A 19,983-nucleotide genomic window follows, 5' to 3' on the forward strand; every position below is an offset into this window, starting at 1 on the left:
TAAACCTGAAGCTTAGTAAACTTTTAATTAATCGAGGAAGTCTTATACACATATAATTCATGCAGTGCCCTTGTAGCCATTATATATTTTAATGTATTTTCATTTTTTTCACAGGTATCTATCATTATAACTGCATCAAATTCTAAACCTTTGGCAAAATAACTTGGAAGTACAACTTCACCGCTGGAATAAATCATATCTTCTCTATCGAGCACATTTATATGAATTCTTGCTTTTATTAAATTACCTATAGCTTCTGTGTCTTTTAAATCCCTGCAAATTATGGCTATACTTTCATAACCTCTTTCTTTTAATTTTACAACATTATCGAGTATTTTGTCCACAAGTTCTTTGGAATTATCTGCCCTTTTTTCCACAACTTTTTTTCCACTTCTAACTAGAGGTACGGTTTTATCCCCATCTAGATATTTATTTGCATAATCAATTATTTCATTTGTGGATCTATAGCTTTTATTTAATGAAAAACGCTTTATCTCTAAATCCGGAAGTATGCTTTCCAATTTCTCCACGGCAGGTATCTCTTTTGAAAATATAATTTTCTGATTGGTATCTCCTACTATAGTAAAAGATCTGCACCTTGTAAGTTCATAAATAACCCGAAACTGCAGCGGAGAATAATCTTGCGCTTCATCTATCACTATATGTCTTACTTCATCTCTATATCTTAACCCTTCCAACTTTATTTTTAAATATAAAATAGGAGCTAAGTCATCATAAATCAGCAGTTTATTTCCATTAAAATCATTGTATAATGTAATTACATCAGGATTTTTAAGCCAGATTAACTTATTTTTTTTGATATTAATTACTTCTTTTACTACATCTCTTATATCATTTCGTCTTTTATACTCCAGCTCATTTCCACAATCATTTAGTTCATTTTCCGTTAGACTCTTCACCTTATTCTCATATTCTTTTTGTATAGATATTATTAGCCTGTTTCTTTCATCCCTTACTTTTGAGTATATGACTCTTTTTATCCTGGCACTTCTCTTAAACAGAGGCATATCCTTAAAATAATAATTAAACATCTTATCTATGTCTTCTCCAGATATTATAAGTTTATCGTAAAAATACACATCCTCTATCTTAAAACAATCTTTTTCCAAGCCGCCAATAAAATCATCTATATCCTGCACATATTGTAAAGAACCCTTATACTTAATTTCTTCAGAAAAATCTTTTTGGTGACTTAATACTTTTTCCATATAATCCTTAAAATCCATTATATAAGGCACATTTAGCATATCCTCTGCAAATTCTCTGAAAGTAATTTGAGTAACCTTTTCCTCTCCTAAACTTGGAAGTACAAGTGAAATATAATCTATAAATATGCTATTAGGACCTAATATCAGTACCTTTCCTTGAAGAACCTTTCTATAATTGTATAATAAGTAAGCTACTCGATGCAGTGCTATAGTAGTTTTTCCACTTCCTGCTACTCCATTTACCACAATAGCTCCTGTTCTAGGCTGTCTTATTAAATTATCCTGTTCTTTTTGTATAGTCATTACAATATCTTTTAACTTTTCACCAGCATTTTTGCTAAGTACCATTTGCAGGATTTCATCTTTTACATCTATGCTGGAATCAAACATACCTACTAGATTAGATTTTTTTATAATAAATTGTCTCTTAGAAAGCACTTCTGTTTCTACTTCTCCCATAGGAGATGTATATTTTACAGCTCCCAGTTTACCTGCATAAAACAAAGCAGATACAGGTGATCTCCAGTCAATTACAATAGGTTCGTAACTTTTCCTTCCTGTCACACCAAATCTACCTATGTATATTTCTTCCTCTCCATAATTATCCTTAAACCTTACCTTTCCAAAATAAGGTGAATTGCTCAGTATAGTAAGTTCTTTTATGCTTTTATTTACTAGCCTATACTGTTCTTCTTTTTCGTACATTTCATGGTTAAAATATTCTATAACCTTATCTTCATCATCTTCGTACTGTTCCAAATTTTTTTCTCTTAGCTTTAAAATATAGTCTATTACTTTTTTTCTAATATCAATGTATTCTAAAATTTGTACCTCAATTTCCTTTAAGACTTCTTTTAATTTTTCCCTTTCAAGATTGAACTCGACTTCTTTCTCCAATTCCTTTTTTAAATCGTCTCTATACATATTACTATCTCCATTTCATAAGTTAACCATTAGGCATTTTCAAAGAAATAACCAGTAAGTATTCTAGCCTATTTTCTTTGAAATGCCTTAGATTAGTCCATAATCAGAGTTTTGTATCCTGAGTTTCCTGTTTTTTGTCATTATATTCTTTTATTATGTCCATAAATTCCTCTCCCATTAGAGTTTCTTTTTCAATTAGACTTTCAGATATCTTTGTGAGTAAATCCTTATTGTCTTTAATAATACTTCTTGCCTTTTCATGGCATCCTTTTATTATTTTTAATGTTTCATCATCTATAATAGAAGCTGTTTCCGCACTGCAATTTTGTACCGGTCTTCCATCCAAATATCTATCCTGCATTGACTCTAAACCCATCATATCAAATCTATCTGTCATTCCATACATAGTCACCATGCTCCTAGCTGTTTCTGTAGCTCTTTCAATATCATTAGATGCACCTGTAGATATACTGTTAAACTCTACTTCTTCCGCAGATCTTCCTCCTAGCATGACACATATCTTATCTATCATTTCTTCCTTACTAACAAGATATTTTTCTTCTGTAGGAAGCTGCATAGTATAACCTAGTGCACCCATGGTCCTCGGAACTATAGTTATCTTATGTACAGGATCCGTATGTTTTAATAATGCAGCCACAAGTGCATGACCCACTTCATGAAAAGCAACAGCTCTCTTTTCAGTATCAGATAAAATCCTATCCTTCTTTTCTTTGCCAGCCATAACTACTTCTACTGATTCTTCTAAGTCTTCCTGAATTACTTCTTCTCTGCCATTTTTTACTGCCCTTAAAGCAGCTTCATTTATCATATTAGCCAAATCTGCTCCTACCGCTCCAGGAGTCGATTTTGCTATAGAATTTAAATCTACAGCTTCTGAAACTTTAACTCCCTTAGTATGGACTTTAAGTATATTTTCTCTGCCCTTTAAATCAGGCCTATCTACTATAACCCTCCTATCAAATCTTCCTGGTCTTAAAAGTGCCTTATCAAGTACTTCCGGTCTATTGGTAGCTGCTAAAATTACAACTCCTTTAGAAGAATCAAATCCATCCATCTCTGCAAGAAGTTGATTCAACGTTTGCTCCCTTTCATCATTTCCAGATACGTTGCCACCTCTACTTTTACCTATAGCATCTATTTCATCTATAAATACTATGCAAGGAGCTTTTTCCTGTGCCTGTTGAAATAAATCTCTAACTCTAGATGCCCCCATACCTACAAACATCTCTACAAAAGCAGAACCTGATATAGAGAAAAATGGGACTTTAGCTTCTCCTGCTACAGCCTTTGCAAGAAGAGTCTTTCCTGTTCCCGGTGGTCCTACAAGGAGTGCTCCCTTAGGAAGCCTTGCACCTATTGATACATATTTTTGAGAGTTATGCAAGAAATCAACTATTTCAATTAGAGACTCTTTAGCTTCTTCCTGTCCTGCCACATCATTAAAGTTCACGCCAGTTTCATTTTCCGCATATATTTTAGCAGTATTCTTTCCAAATGACATAACTCCACTGCCCATTTTTTTATCTAATCTTCCCATTAAAATACTTCCAAAAAACATAATTATACTTATGGGTAAAATCCAATTTGTAAAAAGGCTTCTCATTAGAGAGCTTTCCTGCGACACACCTTCATACTGAACTTTGGCATCATTTAACTTTTTAATTAAATCCTGATCATCTACCCTTTCAGTATAAAGTATTTTCCCTTTGTGATCTTTATCCTTATCCTTAGGGGTTATTATTAACCTATCCTTGGATATTTGTACATTAGATATTTTATTTTGGTTAATATAATTTATAAAATCACTATATTTTACGTGCTCATATTTTAATTGACTAGAGTATTCATTCACTATAAACACAATTATAACAGCTAATAGTGAATAATATATAACGTATTTGAATTTATTACCTTTAAATTTTTTGCTATTAAACATATGTAAGCCTCCACTTTATTTCAACTCGTAATCTATTTATATTATAGCAATAAATACTCTTTTTCCTACTAGTATTTACAAAATATTTTTAAAGTTATTTTTAACCAAATACCTATACTGTTTGCAAGTAACCACTAAATTTATTCATCAAAAAGAAATACTATCAAAATTTTTGATAGTATTTCTAAAAATTGAAGTATTATATTAACACAGGTTTCTTTAGTACGCTTTTCCCCAATAAACTAATTTATCAGCTTTTTTACCACAGCATACGCAGGTATCTGAAATATGTTCTTGTTCAAATGGAATGCATCTTGAAGATGCACCAGTAACTTCTTTAATTTTTTCTTCACATTTAGCGTCTCCACACCACATAGCCTTTACAACACCTATTTTATTTTCCATTATATCTTTAAACTCTTCCATGTTTACAGCATTATTTGTATTGCCTTTTATAAGATTTTTTGCCTTTTCAAACATACCATCATGAATTTTATCTAAAAGATCTGGTATATCTTTCTCTAAGTTATCCATGGATACTATTATCTTTTCTCCACTGTCTCTCCTTACAAGTACAACTTGATTTTTCTCAATATCCTTTGGTCCTACTTCAAGACGTATAGGAACTCCCTTCATCTCATATTCACTAAACTTCCATCCAGCCATTTTATCACTGTCGTCAAGTTTAACCCTTGCAAATTTAGCTATTCTACCTTTTAGTTCATTTGCCTTATCCAGTACTCCTTCTTTATGCTGTGCTATAGGTACTATAATTACCTGAGTAGGAGCTATTCTAGGTGGAACTACAAGTCCATTATCGTCTCCATGTACCATTATTATTGCTCCTATAAGACGGGTTGTTACGCCCCAGGAAGTCTGGTATACATATTGAAGTTTTCCTTCTTTATCTGAATACTGCATTCCAAAAGATTTTGCAAAGTTCTGTCCTAAGTAATGGGATGTACCAGCCTGAAGTGCCTTTCCATCATGCATAAGTGCTTCTATAGTATATGTAGCTTCTCCTCCTGCAAATTTTTCACTGTCAGTTTTCTGTCCCTTTAATACTGGAATAGCCAGTACTTTTTCACAAAGATCCGCATATACATTTAGCATCCTTGTAGTCTCTTCTTGGGCTTCCTTCTTAGTTTCATGTATAGTATGACCTTCCTGCCATAAAAATTCTGTAGTTCTAAGGAAAGGTCTTGTAGTCTTTTCCCATCTAACTACGGAGCACCACTGATTGTAAAGCTTAGGTAAATCTTTATAAGACTGAACTATCTTAGCATAATGTTCACAAAATAATGTTTCTGATGTTGGACGAACACATAATTTTTCTGTAAGTTCTTCATTACCACCATGAGTTACCCAGGCAACTTCTGGTGCAAATCCTTCTATATGATCTTTTTCTTTTTGAAGAAGACTTTCAGGAATAAATAAAGGCATATATACATTCTGATGTCCTGTTTCCTTAAATCTCTTGTCTAAATAACTCTGAATATTTTCCCACATAGCATAGGCATAAGGACGTATTATCATACAGCCTCTTACACTTGAATAATCAGCTAATTCTGCTTTTTTTACAATGTCTGTATACCACTGTGCAAAATCTTCATCTCTTGATGTTATTTGTTCTACCATCTTTTTACTCAATTTTAATTACCTCCAAAATTTCAATTTAGTGCAGATAGTTTTTCTTTGAAATATAAAAAAGCCTCCAATCCCAAAAGGGACCGAGGTTACGTCGGCGGTACCACCCTGATTAATATATTTAAAATATTAAACATATTCTCTCAATTATAATTATAACGGCAATTACCGCTGTATTCTAACAGAACTCAAAGGTAGGTTCAAAATGTACATTTAGAAACTTTCACCAACCATTTCCTCTCTTAAAAAAATATCATTTCTACTAATCCTCTTCTTTGCATATCACTATATTTAGTTAAACTCTTTCTATATAATAGAATATAGGAAATTTATTGTCAATATATTTTTTGAAATTGGAGTTTCTCCAAATATTATGTGTCTAAAAATATTCTTATTTTTTAAACAGCTGTTGATATATTTTACCAAATCAAATTTTTAATAAACTAACAAAAAAAACTGCATAATAAAATTTAGGAGGTAAATTCATATGAAATTCAAAAAATTTATTGTATTAATTCTTTCTATTTTTTTAATTGGTGCATTTATCCCAAACGTACATGCTTTTTTAACTAATACTTATTATGTAAAAAACTCAAAAATACCACATCATCTTTATGTAATTTACCAAAATGATCTAACTCCTGCAGAAAAAACTATGGTAGTCACCCTTCAGGGAATAATATCAAATAAGTCAAATTCTCAAATATATACCTTGAATAAAAATCAACCTGATTACAAAATATGGCTAGATGATTTAAAAGCAAATTACGGAATAACCTATACTATAGTAAAAGATCCCTGGTATTTGTTAGATAAATTTAAATCACTAGTATCTGGATATGTACTTTACAGCAGTTATCCTGAAAAAAACCCTTCTATTAACAACGCCTGCTCTCTTGCAGCATTAAAAAATTCTATAGTTATAGATACACCTATAGAAGATAGGGTTAAAAATGCAGGAATTAAAATGCAGGGCAATTGTGTAAACACCGATAAATATTGGGCTTATAATAATTTGTGGAATTCAGGACTAAACCATTCCGTTGTAATTGAGCTGTCTCCAAATAAAAATGCCTCTCTTAGAGATTATGGCATCATGAGTAAATGTTTAGCGTTTTATGAAGATGATTTAAAAGATTTCTCACTAAGGGATAAAATTTTTGGAACTATGGAAAAAGACTCTACGTGCCTTGGATGGGGACCTGATGAACACGGTAATGTAAGTGCTGCTTCTAAAAATGGAGTAAGTATGGTTCCTGCAGATTGGTCTTACAATTTAACAGTGTTAAGTGCCTTTCCATCAGTACCTTTAACACAAAAAAGTAGTGTAAAGCCTGATAAAAAACTTTTCTCTCAACCTATACACTATGTAACTTTTATAATGTCAGATGGAGATAACCAGCAGTGGAACCTTGGGAGTAATTATGGATCTGAAAAATGGTATGGCTCTCCTAAAAAAGGTAGTTTTAATATGGGATTCAGCATAAGTCCTTCTATACATGAACTGGCACCTACTGTCTTTAAACTGTATTACAAAAATGCATCTTCAAATTCTTATCGAGATAACTTTGTGGTATCACCTTCTGGTAATGGTTATATGTACCCTAGTAAGTTTAAGGAAGATTCTTTAAATGCATATTTGAAAAGATTAAACAATTATATGTCAGATGTAGATGAAAGGTATATATCAGTTTTAGATGATTGGTCACTTTATGATATTAAATTATGGGATAAATACACTGCTTGTTCAAATATCGATGGCATATTCTATCTCAATTATAATAAGCAAAATGACTATAAAGGTAAAATTATATGGAGTAATGGAAAGCCAGTGGTATCCTGTAGAGATGTACTCTGGTCTGGACTGGAAGAGGAAGATGCTCTTATAAATAACATAAATAATTATGTTGCTAAAGGCTACACCAACATATCCAAACCTAAAGCCTATACGTTTGTATACGTCCACGCGTGGAGTAAATCTATGAATGATGTAGAAAAAGTAGTAACCAAGTTAAATAGAAATCCTAAAGTAAAAGTTGTTCCGCCAGATACATTTATGGATATTATGAAAAAGAATATCAGGAAATAAGCTCTATAGAGTTTCTAAGCAAAAGTCAACTTATACTCCGGATATTTTTAGTAATTAAAAATTAATAATATGTGCCATTAAAGAATTGTCACAGTGGGCTAATTTTCAGAAAAAGTTTCACATCCCATTTTTAGTACTTGTCTATACATATTTTGCATAGCTATGAATTGGCCGCCAACGAAAAATCCAGTATCGAATATATTTACGTGCTGCACTTTAATAATTGCAGGTATAGTTACATTATTAAATTTAAATGCAATTGATAATATATCGTCTTTTTCAAAACTTATATTGGAGATAAATGATATCCCATTAACAGAAATGTTTACACCTAGCACGTCTAAATTTACTTCTTTCAAATTTATGCTTTCAATTTTAAAATTATAATTATACTTATATCTTTTATCAGCTCTTTTTTCTTTTTTAAATATTGCATCTTTTTTATCTGAAAAATTTTCTATCACTTGCTTTACCCCCATATTAATACTGTTCTTATCGGCAAAATTCATGTTATTTATTTAATCGTAGACTAATTCTTTTATTTTATCTATAACACAAAAATACCATTTTTATTTTAAACAAAAATGGTATTAATTTCAATCAATATTAACATAATTTAGTATAATATGCTAAAATTTTTTATATAAATAAATAGTGAGATGGAATTATGATTCTATCAATTTTTAAATAACTTTTCTAAAAATGAAGAAGCTTTATTAGTTTTTATTGGAAAATAAATCTCCTCTGTATCTTCTGTTATAGGTTTAAACTCATAGCCCTGTGATTTATAGTACTTTATTATTTCAGGGAGAGCAATGCAAGTATTTTTATGCATATAATCGCAGTGCATTAAAAGTATTACTGGATTGTGCTTATCTGGATCTTTAGTAGCCTCTTTGACTAGTTTATACGGTGGAATCTTTGGATTAATTCCATCAGATGCCTGTATGTTCCAGTCATATATTTTAAAATTATTGTTGTGCAATTTCTCTAAAAAGTTTTTGTTTAGGTGTTTCCTGCTCCCTCCTGGGAACCTTATTAAGTGACTTTCCTTCCCTGTAACTTTCTTTATTAATTCGTTAGATTTATTCATTTCATCTATAAAACTGTCACCATTTTTGTATATTTTTCTATATTTATGAGTATATGTGTGAAGTCCTATACTGTGACCTTCACTATATATTCTCTTTACTACCTGTTCATTATCTTCTATTTGATTACCTATTAGAAAAAATGTGGCTTTTACATTGTTCTCCTTTAGTATATCTAGAAACTTATCTGTAAGTTTGCTAGGTCCGTCATCAAAAGTTAAGTAAATTATTTTTTTATTATCCTTCTGTAAATCTTCATTCAAGTTATGTTTTGAATTATTTGCAAAAACCACATTGGAGTTTATTGTCATAAAAAATATGCACATAAACACAGCTGCCCTGACAAATATGTTATTTTTATATTTCAACCTATAAGCCCTCCTAATCTAAGTCTTTAACTGAATTTTTATTGCTTTTTAACCACTCAGACCAACTAGTATTAAAATTATCCTTATTTTCTTTTGCGTATTCATAGAACTTCTTTATAAATTCGGATCTCTCTGAGGATTTACTTCCAACTTTATGAAAAGGCTTAAGCAAATTTTTTCCTCCAAGCAAAATCTGTCTCTCCATTATATCTTCCAGACTTACATCTTTAGCATTTTTCATAATATCATACATTGTCATAAAAGTAGTAGTCCTTCCAATTCCAGCTTTGCAGTGAAAATGCATCCATGTACCTGGCGGTGTTTTCTTTACAATACTTATAAAATAATCCACCATTTCATCTGTAGGTCCTTCTGTATCTGTAACAGGTATTCTTACATAGGACATTTTATTTTCTTCTGCAAGTTCCCTCTCATCTTGAACTTTAGTTGGAATTATTTCTTTTTTTTCAATATCAAGTTCTTCATTTAATTTGATACCTTTTAACTTTTCGCTTTCATCCTTTAATACCTGATTCTTAGTAAGTCCCTTATTTGCATTATTTTTTTCTTCTCCTACCCAGCTAACTGCCAGATCGTTTATAAAACCATGAGACTCTTCCCTTAAATCTACTACTAATATAGGTACATTGCCTATTTCCTCTTTCACTATTTTTATATTCTGACCTGTAAACTGTGCACTGCCTGAAGCATTTAGTGAAGATAGTCCTTTTAAGTTTATAGACTTACCATAAGTTTTAATATTATCTGTAGTTTTTCTAAATCTCTTAGGAATCTTATCTTTCTTTTTAGAGTCTATTTTAAGTTGTACATTTCTATTTTGTATTTGTTCAAGCTGCACATTTTTATTTTGCATTCCTGTAACTTCCCTGGAATATACTACAGGTACTCCAAGTAAAGATACCAAAAACATAGTGCACATAAAAACACTTAATTTTTTCTTCATACCTTACCACCTCTTTTTTATTAATCATTGATATATTTTTTCAATATTTGATAAATAATATCTCTGCTTATTATGTGTATATTTTTTTATTCAATGCTAAAAATAACTATGTATTTTGAATCTAAGGAGGGTATTTTTATGGCTAAAGCAGGAATGAGAAGGCCCAATCCAAGTGACCCTCATGGTACTGAAAGTAATAAAAAGATGAAGTCTAATAAAAATACTGTAAAACCTGTTAAGGAAATCCAGGGAAAAGCTAAAACTGGAAATAAAAAAGCAGGATTAATTTAGGAGGTAATATAAATGACAAAGGACAGCCAACCTGATAACAAAAAGGCAAGAACTAAAAAAAGTAAAGGCCAAATACCTATTACTGAAGAAGGACAAAATCATAATAAAAACAATAAAAAGAAATCTACAAAATAGAAACATTAAAAACGGGAGAAGTCATATAATGACTTCTCCCGTTTTTAATTAACTAAACATTTTAAGCAGTAATGTTGCTATAACAACCATAGATGCTCCGCCAATTCTTGTAGATATTTGTGAAAATGGCATAAGTTCCATACGATTTGCTGAAGACAAGATTGCTACATCACCTGTACCCCCAAGTCCACTGTGACATGCTGTAACTAAAGAAGATTCAATTGGATACATATTTATATACTTACCAATAAAAAATCCTGATGCCATCATTGACAAAACTATGGATATACAAATAATAATGTATGCTGGTGTGATTGCTCTAACCAAATCACTAAATGGAGTATATAATACACCAATGCCAACTAACAACGGGTAAGTTAAGCTTGATGATACAAATTTATACAAATGATGAACACCTTGTTCTGTTTCAGGTGGTATAACATTAAGATACTTAACTATTGCTGCAGTAAATATCATAATGATAGGTGCTGGTATTCCTATAAGTGGACTAGTTAAAAGACCAAATACATAGAAAGTACAAGCAATTAAAAGACCGCTCCCCATAAGCTTAAAATCAACAGGTTTTTCAGCTTTTTGTTCTGCAAGTATTTCATTATCTTCTTTTGTCTTTACTAACAGTCCATTACCAGTAAGGTCTGGTCTCTTTTCAGCATAACGTTTCAATACTCCAGCACTTACTATAGCAACAATATTTCCAAGTACTGCCGCTGGAACTAGTTTTGCAATAAGGAGACTTTGAGGTTGGTGTAAAATTTCTGAATATCCCATAGTTAGTGGCAATATTCCTTCTCCAATTCCTCCATCAAGTATAGGGGCTACAATATAGAAAAAAGTATAACCTGGCTTATATCCAAATAATAAGCCCACTAACATTCCACCTGCAATTGCCATAATAGTTCCTACAACTAAAGGAACAAACATCCTGACAAAACCTTTTATCAGTACTTTCCTATTCATTCCTAATATACTTCCTACAACCAAGCATGAAATATATAAATATAAGAAGTTAGAATTTTTCATTATTCCGGTAATCGCTTTCATGGATGTTGTGTTAAGCAGTTTAAAATATACCATCATAGAAGGTATTATTATTGATAAAATTGCAGCACCACCAATGTTTTTTAACACTGGAAGCTTTGATCCAAGGTCTCCGAAAAGTGTTCCTAAAACTATGATTATTGCAAAACCACCTATCATATCTGCAGGAAGTTTTTTTGTTACTGAAGCAAAATAGATTATTGCCGCCAGTACAATAAATATTGGAAGAGGTGTAACCCCCACTTTATAATTTACAACTTTTGAAATAAAATTATTATTTTTAGATTTAGGCATGTTAATTGTACCTTGCACGTAAATTCCCCCTTGTTTTCATATTCCCAACATTAAATTTCAAGCAAAGTCTTAGTATGTTTTTCAACCATCTCTGGAGTGACATTCTTTTTCCTTGCAGCACCTGTATCAATAGCAGCTTTTGCTACATATGCAGCTACTTTTGGAGCTATTCTCAAGTCAAAAGCGTTAGGTATTATATAGTCTGGTTTCAATTCTTCCTCGCTTACAAGTTCTGCTATTGCATATGCTGCAGCTATTTTCATCTCATCATTTATTTCACTTGCCCTTACATCTAAAGCTCCTCTAAATATTCCTGGAAAAGCAAGTACATTGTTAACCTGATTTGGAAAATCTGACCTTCCTGTGCATACCACTTTAGCTCCAGCTTTTATAGCTAAATCAGGAAGTATTTCTGGATTTGGATTTGCCATTGCCATAATTATTGAATCTTTATTCATAGACTTTACCATTTCTTCAGTTACACAATTAGCTACAGATACTCCTAAAAATACATCTGCGCCTTTTAAAACATCAGCAAGAGTTCCTTTCTGAAGATTAGGATTTGTTATTTCTGCCATTTCATCCTTAAACTTATTCATTCCAATTGGTCTTTTCTTATATATAGCACCTTTAGTGTCGCAAAGTATTACATTTTTTGTTCCCATCTTTATTAAAAGTTTTGTAATAGCAGTACCTGCTGCTCCTGCTCCATTTACAACAATTTTTAAATCTTCAAATTTTTTATTTACTATCTTTAATGCATTTATAAGACAAGCTGATGAAACAACTGCCGTTCCATGTTGATCGTCATGAAATACAGGGATGTTACAAACTTCTTTAAGCTTTGATTCAATTTCAAAGCATTCTGGAGCTTTGATGTCCTCTAGATTTATTCCTCCAAAAGTTGGTTCCATAAGTTTTACAGCTGCTACAATCTCATTGATATCCTTACTTTCCAGACATATTGGAAATGCATCTACTCCAGCAAAAGTTTTAAATAAAACGGATTTTCCCTCCATAACAGGAAGCCCTGCACCTGCACCTATATTGCCAAGTCCAAGAACAGCTGTGCCATTTGTTACAACAGCTACCCAATTCCCTTTTGATGTATAGTCATAAATGCATTCTGGATTTTTATTAATTTCTAAGCAAGGTTCTGCAACTCCAGGCGTATATGCTAGCGTTAGATCTTGTTTGTTTTTAACCGGCACCTTACACTTTAGTGCAATTTTGCCTTCATTGTCTTTGTGAAATTTTAGTGCAGTTTCTTTTAGATTCATTAATATTACCTCCAAACAATATTTAAATTATAAAAATAATTGCCTTATTACCTTATTTTCAAGTTTATTATAAATTTCATATTGCAATTTATAAAGTTATTGAAACTTTCTAAATAATTTTGTAACTAAAGTAAGTGAAAACCTTTAACTCAAATTTACGCAAAGAAAAAACCTTTAGTTTTTAACCTAAAGGTTTTTTCTTATCACATATATCTTTTTATATAACTATTTTCAATGTCTACACATTTATATTTATGCATAGGCCTTCCAACAGAACCATAAATAACTTCCATTTTTAGAGCACCCAGTTTATTTAAAAAACTTAAATATTTCTTCATGGAAATTCTTGATATTCCAACATATCTTGCAATTTCACTTGTTGAAAATGTATCTTCTTTCATTTCTATTACCTTTGTCCATACTTTTTTCAAAGTATTTTTATCAAGTCCTTTTGGCAGCTGTGGAGCTACTTGATTTTCCTCCCTATTATTTAGAATAAGCTGATCAAGTTCTGTCTGACTAAGCTCTTTTTTTTGTTTCATAAAATTCTGTGCTTCTCTATAGGCAGATAATGCTGAGTTAAATCTATCAAATTCAAAGGGTTTTATTAAATAATCTACTGCACCGTATTGTAAAGCTCTTTTTATAGTTTGAATATCACAAGCAGCCGATACAACAATTATATCCACTTCTTTACCCATTCTTCTTACTTGAGATAATAATTCCAATCCACTTAAACCAGGCATATATATATCCAATAAAATTAATTGTATATCGCTTGTTTTTAAAACTTTTACAGCTTCCTCAAAGGAACGTGCTACAGCTTTTAATTTAAATCCACCTACTTGACTGAGGTATTTTTTGTTAAACTCTGCAACCATAGGATCATCTTCAACAATTAAGACATTAATCATTTACCATTCTCTCCTTGCTCTTATAAGGTATATAAATTGAAAATAGAGTGCCCTTACCTAACTCTGAGTATATTTCAATCTCACCACCTAATCTCTCTACACTTTTTTGTACTAAATAGAGACCCAATCCTCTGTCATTTCCTTTTGTTGAATAACCTTTTATAAAAAGTTTTTTTTTGGTATCTTCATCAATTCCAGAACCACTATCATTTACTTCTATAGTCAAAGTTTCTTTCTCGTATAGTAATGTTAAATTTATTATCTTTTCTTTGGAATCCTTTACAGCTTCCACTGCATTTTCAAGTAAATTGCCAAGTATAGTTACAACTTCATGAGTTAACTCATGATTTTCTGGCTCAGGGATAAAACAATCTTCGCATACTTTTAACTTGACATTGATTTCTCTAGCATAGCTCATTTTACCTAAAATAAATCCGGCAAGTACAGGATCTTTTACATGCCTTACTATAAATCCTATCTGCTCTTGATATTTATTTGCAATTCCATTTATATAGTTTGTAAGTTCATCATAGCATTTCATATGTAACATACCTAATATAACATGCAATTTGTTCATAAACTCATGAGTTTGTGCCCTAAGTGCATCTGCATATTGTTTTACTCCTGTAAGCTGTTCCGCTAATACTTTCATTTCAGTTTTATCACGAAAAGTTGATATGGCACCTACAATTTTCTTATTTACTAAAATTGGCATACGATTAGTCAAAATCTTTATTCCTCTAAGATCTTGCACCTGGTCAAATTCTGGTTGTCCAGTTTTTAGAACATGGTTTAATCTGGTATTTGGAACACAATCCTCTGCTTTTTCACCAATAAGGTTGGTAATGCCTGCTTTGTTGAATATCCGGGCTGCCTCTTCATTTACCAGAGTAATTCGGCAGTTTTCATCTACAGTTATAACACCTTCTCTTATTGAGTAAAGCATTGCATTTTGTTCTTCTAAAAGTTTTGCAATTTTCCAAGGTTCTAATCCAAACATAGTTTTTTTAATACTTTTGGCAAGCAGCATAGCCCCTATAACTCCAACTATAAACCCTATACCTATACCTAAATATATAATCATTCTACTTTGCCAAACAGCCTGCTGTACAGTGTTTAGCGATATTCCAACACAAACCATTCCTACTTGCTTGCCGTCTGCATTGAATATTGGAACAAATGCTCTAAGTGACTTACCCAATGTCCCCTGAGCAGTTGAAACGTATTCATGGCCTTTCAGAGCCTCTACATCGTCACCACCAACAAAATGCTTTCCTAGTTGATTTACATCGGGATGTGATTTTCTTATACCTTTCATGTCAGTAACTACAACAAATTCTACATCAGTTGATTTTCTTATTTTATTCGCTAGTTCTTGAATGGATTTTTCATTCTTCTTATCACTTAAAGATTCAATTATAGTAGGTGAATTGGCAACCATCTTCGCAATATAGGACGCTTTATTAGATAGATTTTTTTCTGCGTTACTTGATATTTTTGCGCTTATAAGAACATCAGTTACTAATAGAGAAATGGCTACCACTCCACAAACAAGTAAAGTTATAGTGGTCTGTAAAGTTAATCTAGGTTTTTTTATTCTCATATTTCCTCCAAATACTTTATCTGATGGCCACCTACTGTAACACTCCCACTTATAACAATAGCTACGCACCTAGATAATTCATCTAAATTTAGTGGGAGAAACAAAAACTCTAAAGAGAAAGCGACTATCACCAAATCAAAGACTTGGGATATCTGCTTTTCCCACTAAGTAAGATTCATTGATATTCAAATCTATTTTAATTATAACATGTTTTCCATTAATCTTCATATAAATGCTATTTCTGTCATGTAACGACTTATTTTTTTCCAATTTTTAAAAATATTTTTTCCATTCTTTTAATATTTGACTTATAGTAATCTGGGTGATATAATTTAATACTGCATAAGATAATAATTATGCGATGTTAAGTATTCAAACACTTAACCCAACATGGGGGCGCAATGGTTTCGACAGGGGTGTGATGTGTTTGAGAAGCGAGTCGAGGGAACCTGTGGGCCCGCGTTAAAAAACTATAGGATTAAATATAAACGAAAATAATAACGAAAATTTAGCTTTAGCAGCATAGTCTGCTAGCCGTCAGCCTGGACTTCCCGCGATCCAGGGTCTGGCGCCGATAGCGGGGAAACGAGCCTAGGAAAGCTTTGACCTAGGAACGGAATTTATGAAGCTACTGAATTCAGAAGCCTGTCCTTAGGCGTCTGAAGGAGGGAATTTCAAATTAAGGACTGCACTCGGAGATGCTCAAATGTTTCTGCTTTTGGACAGGGGTTCGATTCCCCTCGCCTCCACCATACATATCCACGATACAAAAAAACCGTATTGGAAAAATCCAATACGGTTTTTTTGATGGTAATAGCTAATTATTTTTATAAGATACTATTAACTTACTTCATACTAAATATTTATATATTAATTATTTAAAAGTTGTAGTTAGGTTGGATTTTATGGAGAGAGAAAGAAAGTTATAATTAAATAATCTTCTACTACTTACTGTATAGAAATTTTCTTTGTTACAATTGATTTTATGATTTGCAAATTAGTATAAATTTTCATATAACTACAATAATAAAGATAGATTTAAATAGTTATTTAAGAGGAGGAATATAATGCAATCAGTAATAGAAGAAAAGCTAAAAGAAATTGAAAAAAATTATGAAAATAAAAATTTTTCACATTGGAAAGACTGGAAATGGCAACTTAAAAATTCAATAACAAAGGTTAGTGTTTTTGAAAGACTTTTAAATATTAAATTTACTGATGAAGAAAGAGAAGAATTAGAGAAAATTACTTCAACATTCCCTCTTTCTATAACACCATATTATCTATCATTAATTGACTCAGATGATTATAAACATGACCCAATATTTTTACAGGCTTTTCCCTCTATAAGCGAATCAATGGTTGGAAATCATGATATGGAAGATCCACTGCATGAAGATAAGGATAGCCCTGTTCCTGGAATAACACATCGTTATCCAGATAGAGTGTTGTTTCATATAAGTAATGTTTGTGCAATGTATTGCAGACACTGTACAAGAAAAAGAAAAGTAGGAGATATATCATCCATTCCTGATAAAGAGGAACTAAAGAAAGGAATTGATTATATAAGGAATACTCCTGAAGTAAGAGATGTTTTGTTATCTGGAGGAGATGCATTATTACTAAGTGATGAAAAGCTAGATTGGATATTAACTGAAATTCAAAAAATTCCCCATGTAGAAGTAATTAGAATAGGATCTAGAGTACCAGTTGTTCTCCCATATAGGATAACAGATGATTTAGTAAATATGTTAAAAAAACATCATCCTATATGGATAAATACTCATTTTAATCATCCAAGAGAACTTACAGAAGACTCAAAAGAAGCACTTAGGAAGCTTGCAGATGCAGGAATTCCACTTGGGAATCAAAGTGTTCTGTTGGCTGGAATAAATGATTGTCCAGAGGTAATTAAGAAGCTTTGTCAGCAGTTAGTAAAAAATAGAGTACGTCCATATTATCTATATCAATGTGATTTGTCTGAGGGTTTAGCTCATTTTAGAACCCCTGTTTCTAAAGGTATAGAAATTATGGAACGCTTGATTGGTCATACAAGTGGGTTTGCAATTCCAAGATATGTAATCGATGCTCCAGGTGGAGGCGGTAAGATACCAGTTATGCCAAGTTATCTTATTTCTTCTGCACCAAATAAAGTAATTTTAAGAAATTATGAGGGTATAATTACATCATATAAAGAGCCAGACACATATAAAAACCATGATTGCAGTAAAGGTTGTGAAAATTGCAAACTTATCATGAAAACATACGAAGCTGATAAGTATAAAGCTACAGGTATAGAAAAACTTCTATTAGATTCAGATGATACTATATCACTAATTCCCAAAAATAATAATAGATTGCAAAGACGAGAAGATATTGATGAAGATTAATTATGATAAAACAGAGATAATAGGCAATTCAATCATTAATCATGGCAAATACAATAATAGGATTTATTTAATGAAACTAGACAAAAATGATTATCCTAAAATAGTATCTATTTTAGGAAAAATGGCTGTGGATAATGGTTATACTAAAATATTTGCTAAAATACCTTATTCGCTAAAAGATGAATTTATTAATAATGGATACATCATAGAAGCTAATATTCATGGATTTTATAATGGTATTGAAGATGCAATTTTTATTAGTAAATATTTTAGTAAAGAGAGGAGTACTATAAAAGAAAGAAATGAAATAGAAAAAATAATTAATTTTTCTAAAGCAAAGGATAAAATAAATACACAAATAAAGCTTGAACAAGATTACCAATTTTATATTTGTGGTGAAAATGATATAGATCAAATGTGTAAAGTATATAAAGAAGTATTTAAAACATATCCATTTCCTATTCATGACCCAAAATATGTTAAAGAAACTATGGATAACAATTCTATTTATTTTTCTATAAAAGTTAAAGACAAAATTGTATCTTTAGCTTCTACAGAAATGGATTATTCATCTAAAAGTGTTGAAATGACTGATTTTGCAACATTACCGCAATATAGAGGACATGGATTCAGTATATTTCTATTAAAAAAAATGGAAGAAAAAATGAGAAGAAAAAATTTTTATGCAGCATTTACTATTGCAAGAGCTTTATCATATGGGATGAATGTTACTTTTTCAAAATTAAATTATAATTATGGAGGTACTTTAATAAATAATACTAACATTTCTGGTGAGTTAGAAAGTATGAATATATGGTATAAAATTCTTAGTGAAAACAAATAAATTATAATGGATTTCAAAGGTTGTGTTTCGACTTCACCATGAAACCCACGACAAAAATGTCGTGGGCTTTTTATATATTAATAGAATGCCTATGGCTCCATAATTTATACTTCAAAAGATCTAAAAATAATCTTTGCAGATGAACCAACAGGAAATCTACGAAGTACAGGATAAAGGCGTAAACTGTCTCCTCTATTTTTTTATTGACAAAATATACCGACTGGTTTATTATAAAGTAAATAACTTTTGTGGAAGGGATATAAAGGATGAGATCAACTAAAGGTGAACAAGCAAAGCAGTGCTTAATAGAAATAGCTTCAAGATTATTTGTAAAAAATGGATATTCAAATACAGGAATAAATGAGATATTGCAAGAAGCTAATATGTCAAAGGGGTCGTTTTATTTTTATTTTTCGAGTAAGAAAGAACTTGGAATTGAAGTAGCAAAGTATTATGGAAAAACTCTATTACTTAATTGGTTAGAACCTCTATCAAATAATCCTTGGGACATATTTGTACATAAGATGGTATATGATATAAAAAGCTCTGTATCATCAGGTAACTATTTCGGATGTCCAATAGCTGTATTAGGTTTAGAAATAGCATTTATTGATGATAATCTTTCAGAAGTATATGCAACTGCAATTACAAAACTAATTAATATTTTTTCAAAGTCTCTACAAGTATCAGGATTAGCAAAAGATAAAGCTGACATGATTGCTAAAAAAGCATTTGCTCTTTATGAAGGACACATACTTTATTATAGAATATGTAAAGATGAAGGTGCCTTTGATTGTATCCTTAATGATTTACTGTCATTAGTATAATATAGAATAAATTCATAGTTAACTTTATTTGAAATATCATTTTGTTGACTGTGAATTTCCATAAAGTTATTTTTTTG

General features: G+C 31.2%; 16 protein-coding genes, 1 other RNA gene and 1 other annotated feature. Of the genes, 7 read left to right on the forward strand and 10 right to left on the reverse strand.

The annotated features are described in order from the left end of the window. Window positions 1-23: 23 nt before the first annotated feature. The 3 genes from DMR38_RS19110 to proS all read right to left on the reverse strand — a co-directional run bounded on the left by DMR38_RS19110 (window position 24) and on the right by proS (window position 5,748). Window positions 24-2,153 (reverse strand): UvrD-helicase domain-containing protein, encoded by a 2,130-nt coding sequence (locus tag DMR38_RS19110; protein ID WP_127723012.1) that lies wholly within the window; start codon window positions 2,151-2,153, stop codon window positions 24-26. Between the two features lie 103 nt (window positions 2,154-2,256). Continuing rightward, window positions 2,257-4,110, reverse strand: a complete 1,854-nt coding sequence (gene ftsH, locus DMR38_RS19115) for an ATP-dependent zinc metalloprotease FtsH (protein WP_127723014.1) — start codon at window positions 4,108-4,110, stop codon at window positions 2,257-2,259. A gap of 219 nt (window positions 4,111-4,329) precedes the next feature. Further along, entirely contained in the window at window positions 4,330-5,748 is a 1,419-nt protein-coding gene (gene proS / locus DMR38_RS19120; protein WP_127724171.1) for a proline--tRNA ligase, read from the reverse strand. A gap of 84 nt (window positions 5,749-5,832) precedes the next feature. Beyond that, window positions 5,833-6,042, reverse strand: a binding site (T-box leader). Window positions 6,043-6,244: 202 nt separating this feature from the next. Here proS and DMR38_RS19125 point away from each other — a divergent pair. Beyond that, window positions 6,245-7,846, forward strand: a complete 1,602-nt coding sequence (locus tag DMR38_RS19125; protein WP_127723016.1) for a GxGYxYP domain-containing protein — start codon at window positions 6,245-6,247, stop codon at window positions 7,844-7,846. Window positions 7,847-7,944: 98 nt separating this feature from the next. Here DMR38_RS19125 and DMR38_RS19130 read toward each other — a convergent pair whose 3' ends face one another. The 3 genes from DMR38_RS19130 to DMR38_RS19140 form a co-directional block, all read right to left on the reverse strand. Further along, complete coding sequence (locus tag DMR38_RS19130; RefSeq protein WP_243124367.1) at window positions 7,945-8,310, reverse strand: PilZ domain-containing protein; 366 nt, start codon at window positions 8,308-8,310, stop codon at window positions 7,945-7,947. 212 nt (window positions 8,311-8,522) lie between these two features. Then, a complete protein-coding gene (locus DMR38_RS19135; RefSeq protein ID WP_243124611.1) occupies window positions 8,523-9,248 on the reverse strand; it encodes a polysaccharide deacetylase family protein in 726 nt (241 codons plus the stop codon). A gap of 70 nt (window positions 9,249-9,318) precedes the next feature. Beyond that, window positions 9,319-10,269 carry a phosphatase gene (locus DMR38_RS19140; protein WP_127723022.1) on the reverse strand — a complete coding sequence of 317 codons (951 nt, stop codon included), beginning with the start codon at window positions 10,267-10,269 and terminating at the stop codon, window positions 9,319-9,321. A gap of 138 nt (window positions 10,270-10,407) precedes the next feature. On the opposite strand from DMR38_RS19140, the gene DMR38_RS22015 reads away from it, so the two are divergent. Together DMR38_RS22015 and DMR38_RS22595 are read left to right on the forward strand one after the other, a co-directional pair. Beyond that, window positions 10,408-10,560: a hypothetical protein gene (locus DMR38_RS22015; protein WP_175413072.1), complete on the forward strand. Its 153-nt coding sequence runs from the start codon at window positions 10,408-10,410 to the stop codon at window positions 10,558-10,560. A gap of 12 nt (window positions 10,561-10,572) precedes the next feature. Further along, window positions 10,573-10,695 carry a hypothetical protein gene (locus DMR38_RS22595; protein ID WP_279230793.1) on the forward strand — a complete coding sequence of 41 codons (123 nt, stop codon included), beginning with the start codon at window positions 10,573-10,575 and terminating at the stop codon, window positions 10,693-10,695. A gap of 48 nt (window positions 10,696-10,743) precedes the next feature. Here DMR38_RS22595 and DMR38_RS19145 read toward each other — a convergent pair whose 3' ends face one another. The 4 genes from DMR38_RS19145 to dcuS all read right to left on the reverse strand — a co-directional run bounded on the left by DMR38_RS19145 (window position 10,744) and on the right by dcuS (window position 15,845). Next, complete coding sequence (locus tag DMR38_RS19145; protein ID WP_207670766.1) at window positions 10,744-12,066, reverse strand: 2-hydroxycarboxylate transporter family protein; 1,323 nt, start codon at window positions 12,064-12,066, stop codon at window positions 10,744-10,746. Between the two features lie 32 nt (window positions 12,067-12,098). Next, window positions 12,099-13,328, reverse strand: a complete 1,230-nt coding sequence (locus tag DMR38_RS19150; RefSeq protein WP_127723024.1) for a malic enzyme-like NAD(P)-binding protein — start codon at window positions 13,326-13,328, stop codon at window positions 12,099-12,101. 203 nt (window positions 13,329-13,531) lie between these two features. Then, the gene (locus DMR38_RS19155) at window positions 13,532-14,242 is read right to left on the reverse strand and encodes a response regulator (protein ID WP_127723026.1); all 711 of its coding nucleotides are present in this window, start codon (window positions 14,240-14,242) and stop codon (window positions 13,532-13,534) included. Continuing rightward, a complete protein-coding gene (gene dcuS, locus DMR38_RS19160; RefSeq protein WP_127723028.1) occupies window positions 14,235-15,845 on the reverse strand; it encodes a DcuS/MalK family sensor histidine kinase in 1,611 nt (536 codons plus the stop codon). The genes DMR38_RS19155 and dcuS overlap by 8 nt, the downstream gene beginning before the upstream one ends. A 392-nt stretch (window positions 15,846-16,237) precedes the next feature. Here dcuS and ssrA point away from each other — a divergent pair. From ssrA to DMR38_RS19180, 4 genes are all read left to right on the forward strand, one after another. After that, window positions 16,238-16,597: a transfer-messenger RNA gene (gene ssrA / locus DMR38_RS19165) on the forward strand. A 315-nt stretch (window positions 16,598-16,912) separates the two neighbouring features. After that, entirely contained in the window at window positions 16,913-18,235 is a 1,323-nt protein-coding gene (gene ablA / locus DMR38_RS19170) for a lysine 2,3-aminomutase (RefSeq protein ID WP_127723030.1), read from the forward strand. Next, the gene (gene ablB / locus DMR38_RS19175) at window positions 18,225-19,079 is read left to right on the forward strand and encodes a putative beta-lysine N-acetyltransferase (RefSeq protein ID WP_127723032.1); all 855 of its coding nucleotides are present in this window, start codon (window positions 18,225-18,227) and stop codon (window positions 19,077-19,079) included. Before ablA ends, ablB begins: the two co-directional genes overlap by 11 nt. A gap of 266 nt (window positions 19,080-19,345) precedes the next feature. Beyond that, window positions 19,346-19,906 carry a TetR/AcrR family transcriptional regulator gene (locus DMR38_RS19180; protein WP_127723034.1) on the forward strand — a complete coding sequence of 187 codons (561 nt, stop codon included), beginning with the start codon at window positions 19,346-19,348 and terminating at the stop codon, window positions 19,904-19,906. Window positions 19,907-19,983 lie beyond the last annotated feature (77 nt).

The organism is Clostridium sp. AWRP, assembly GCF_004006395.2.
Classification (GTDB): Bacteria; Bacillota; Clostridia; order Clostridiales; family Clostridiaceae; genus Clostridium_B.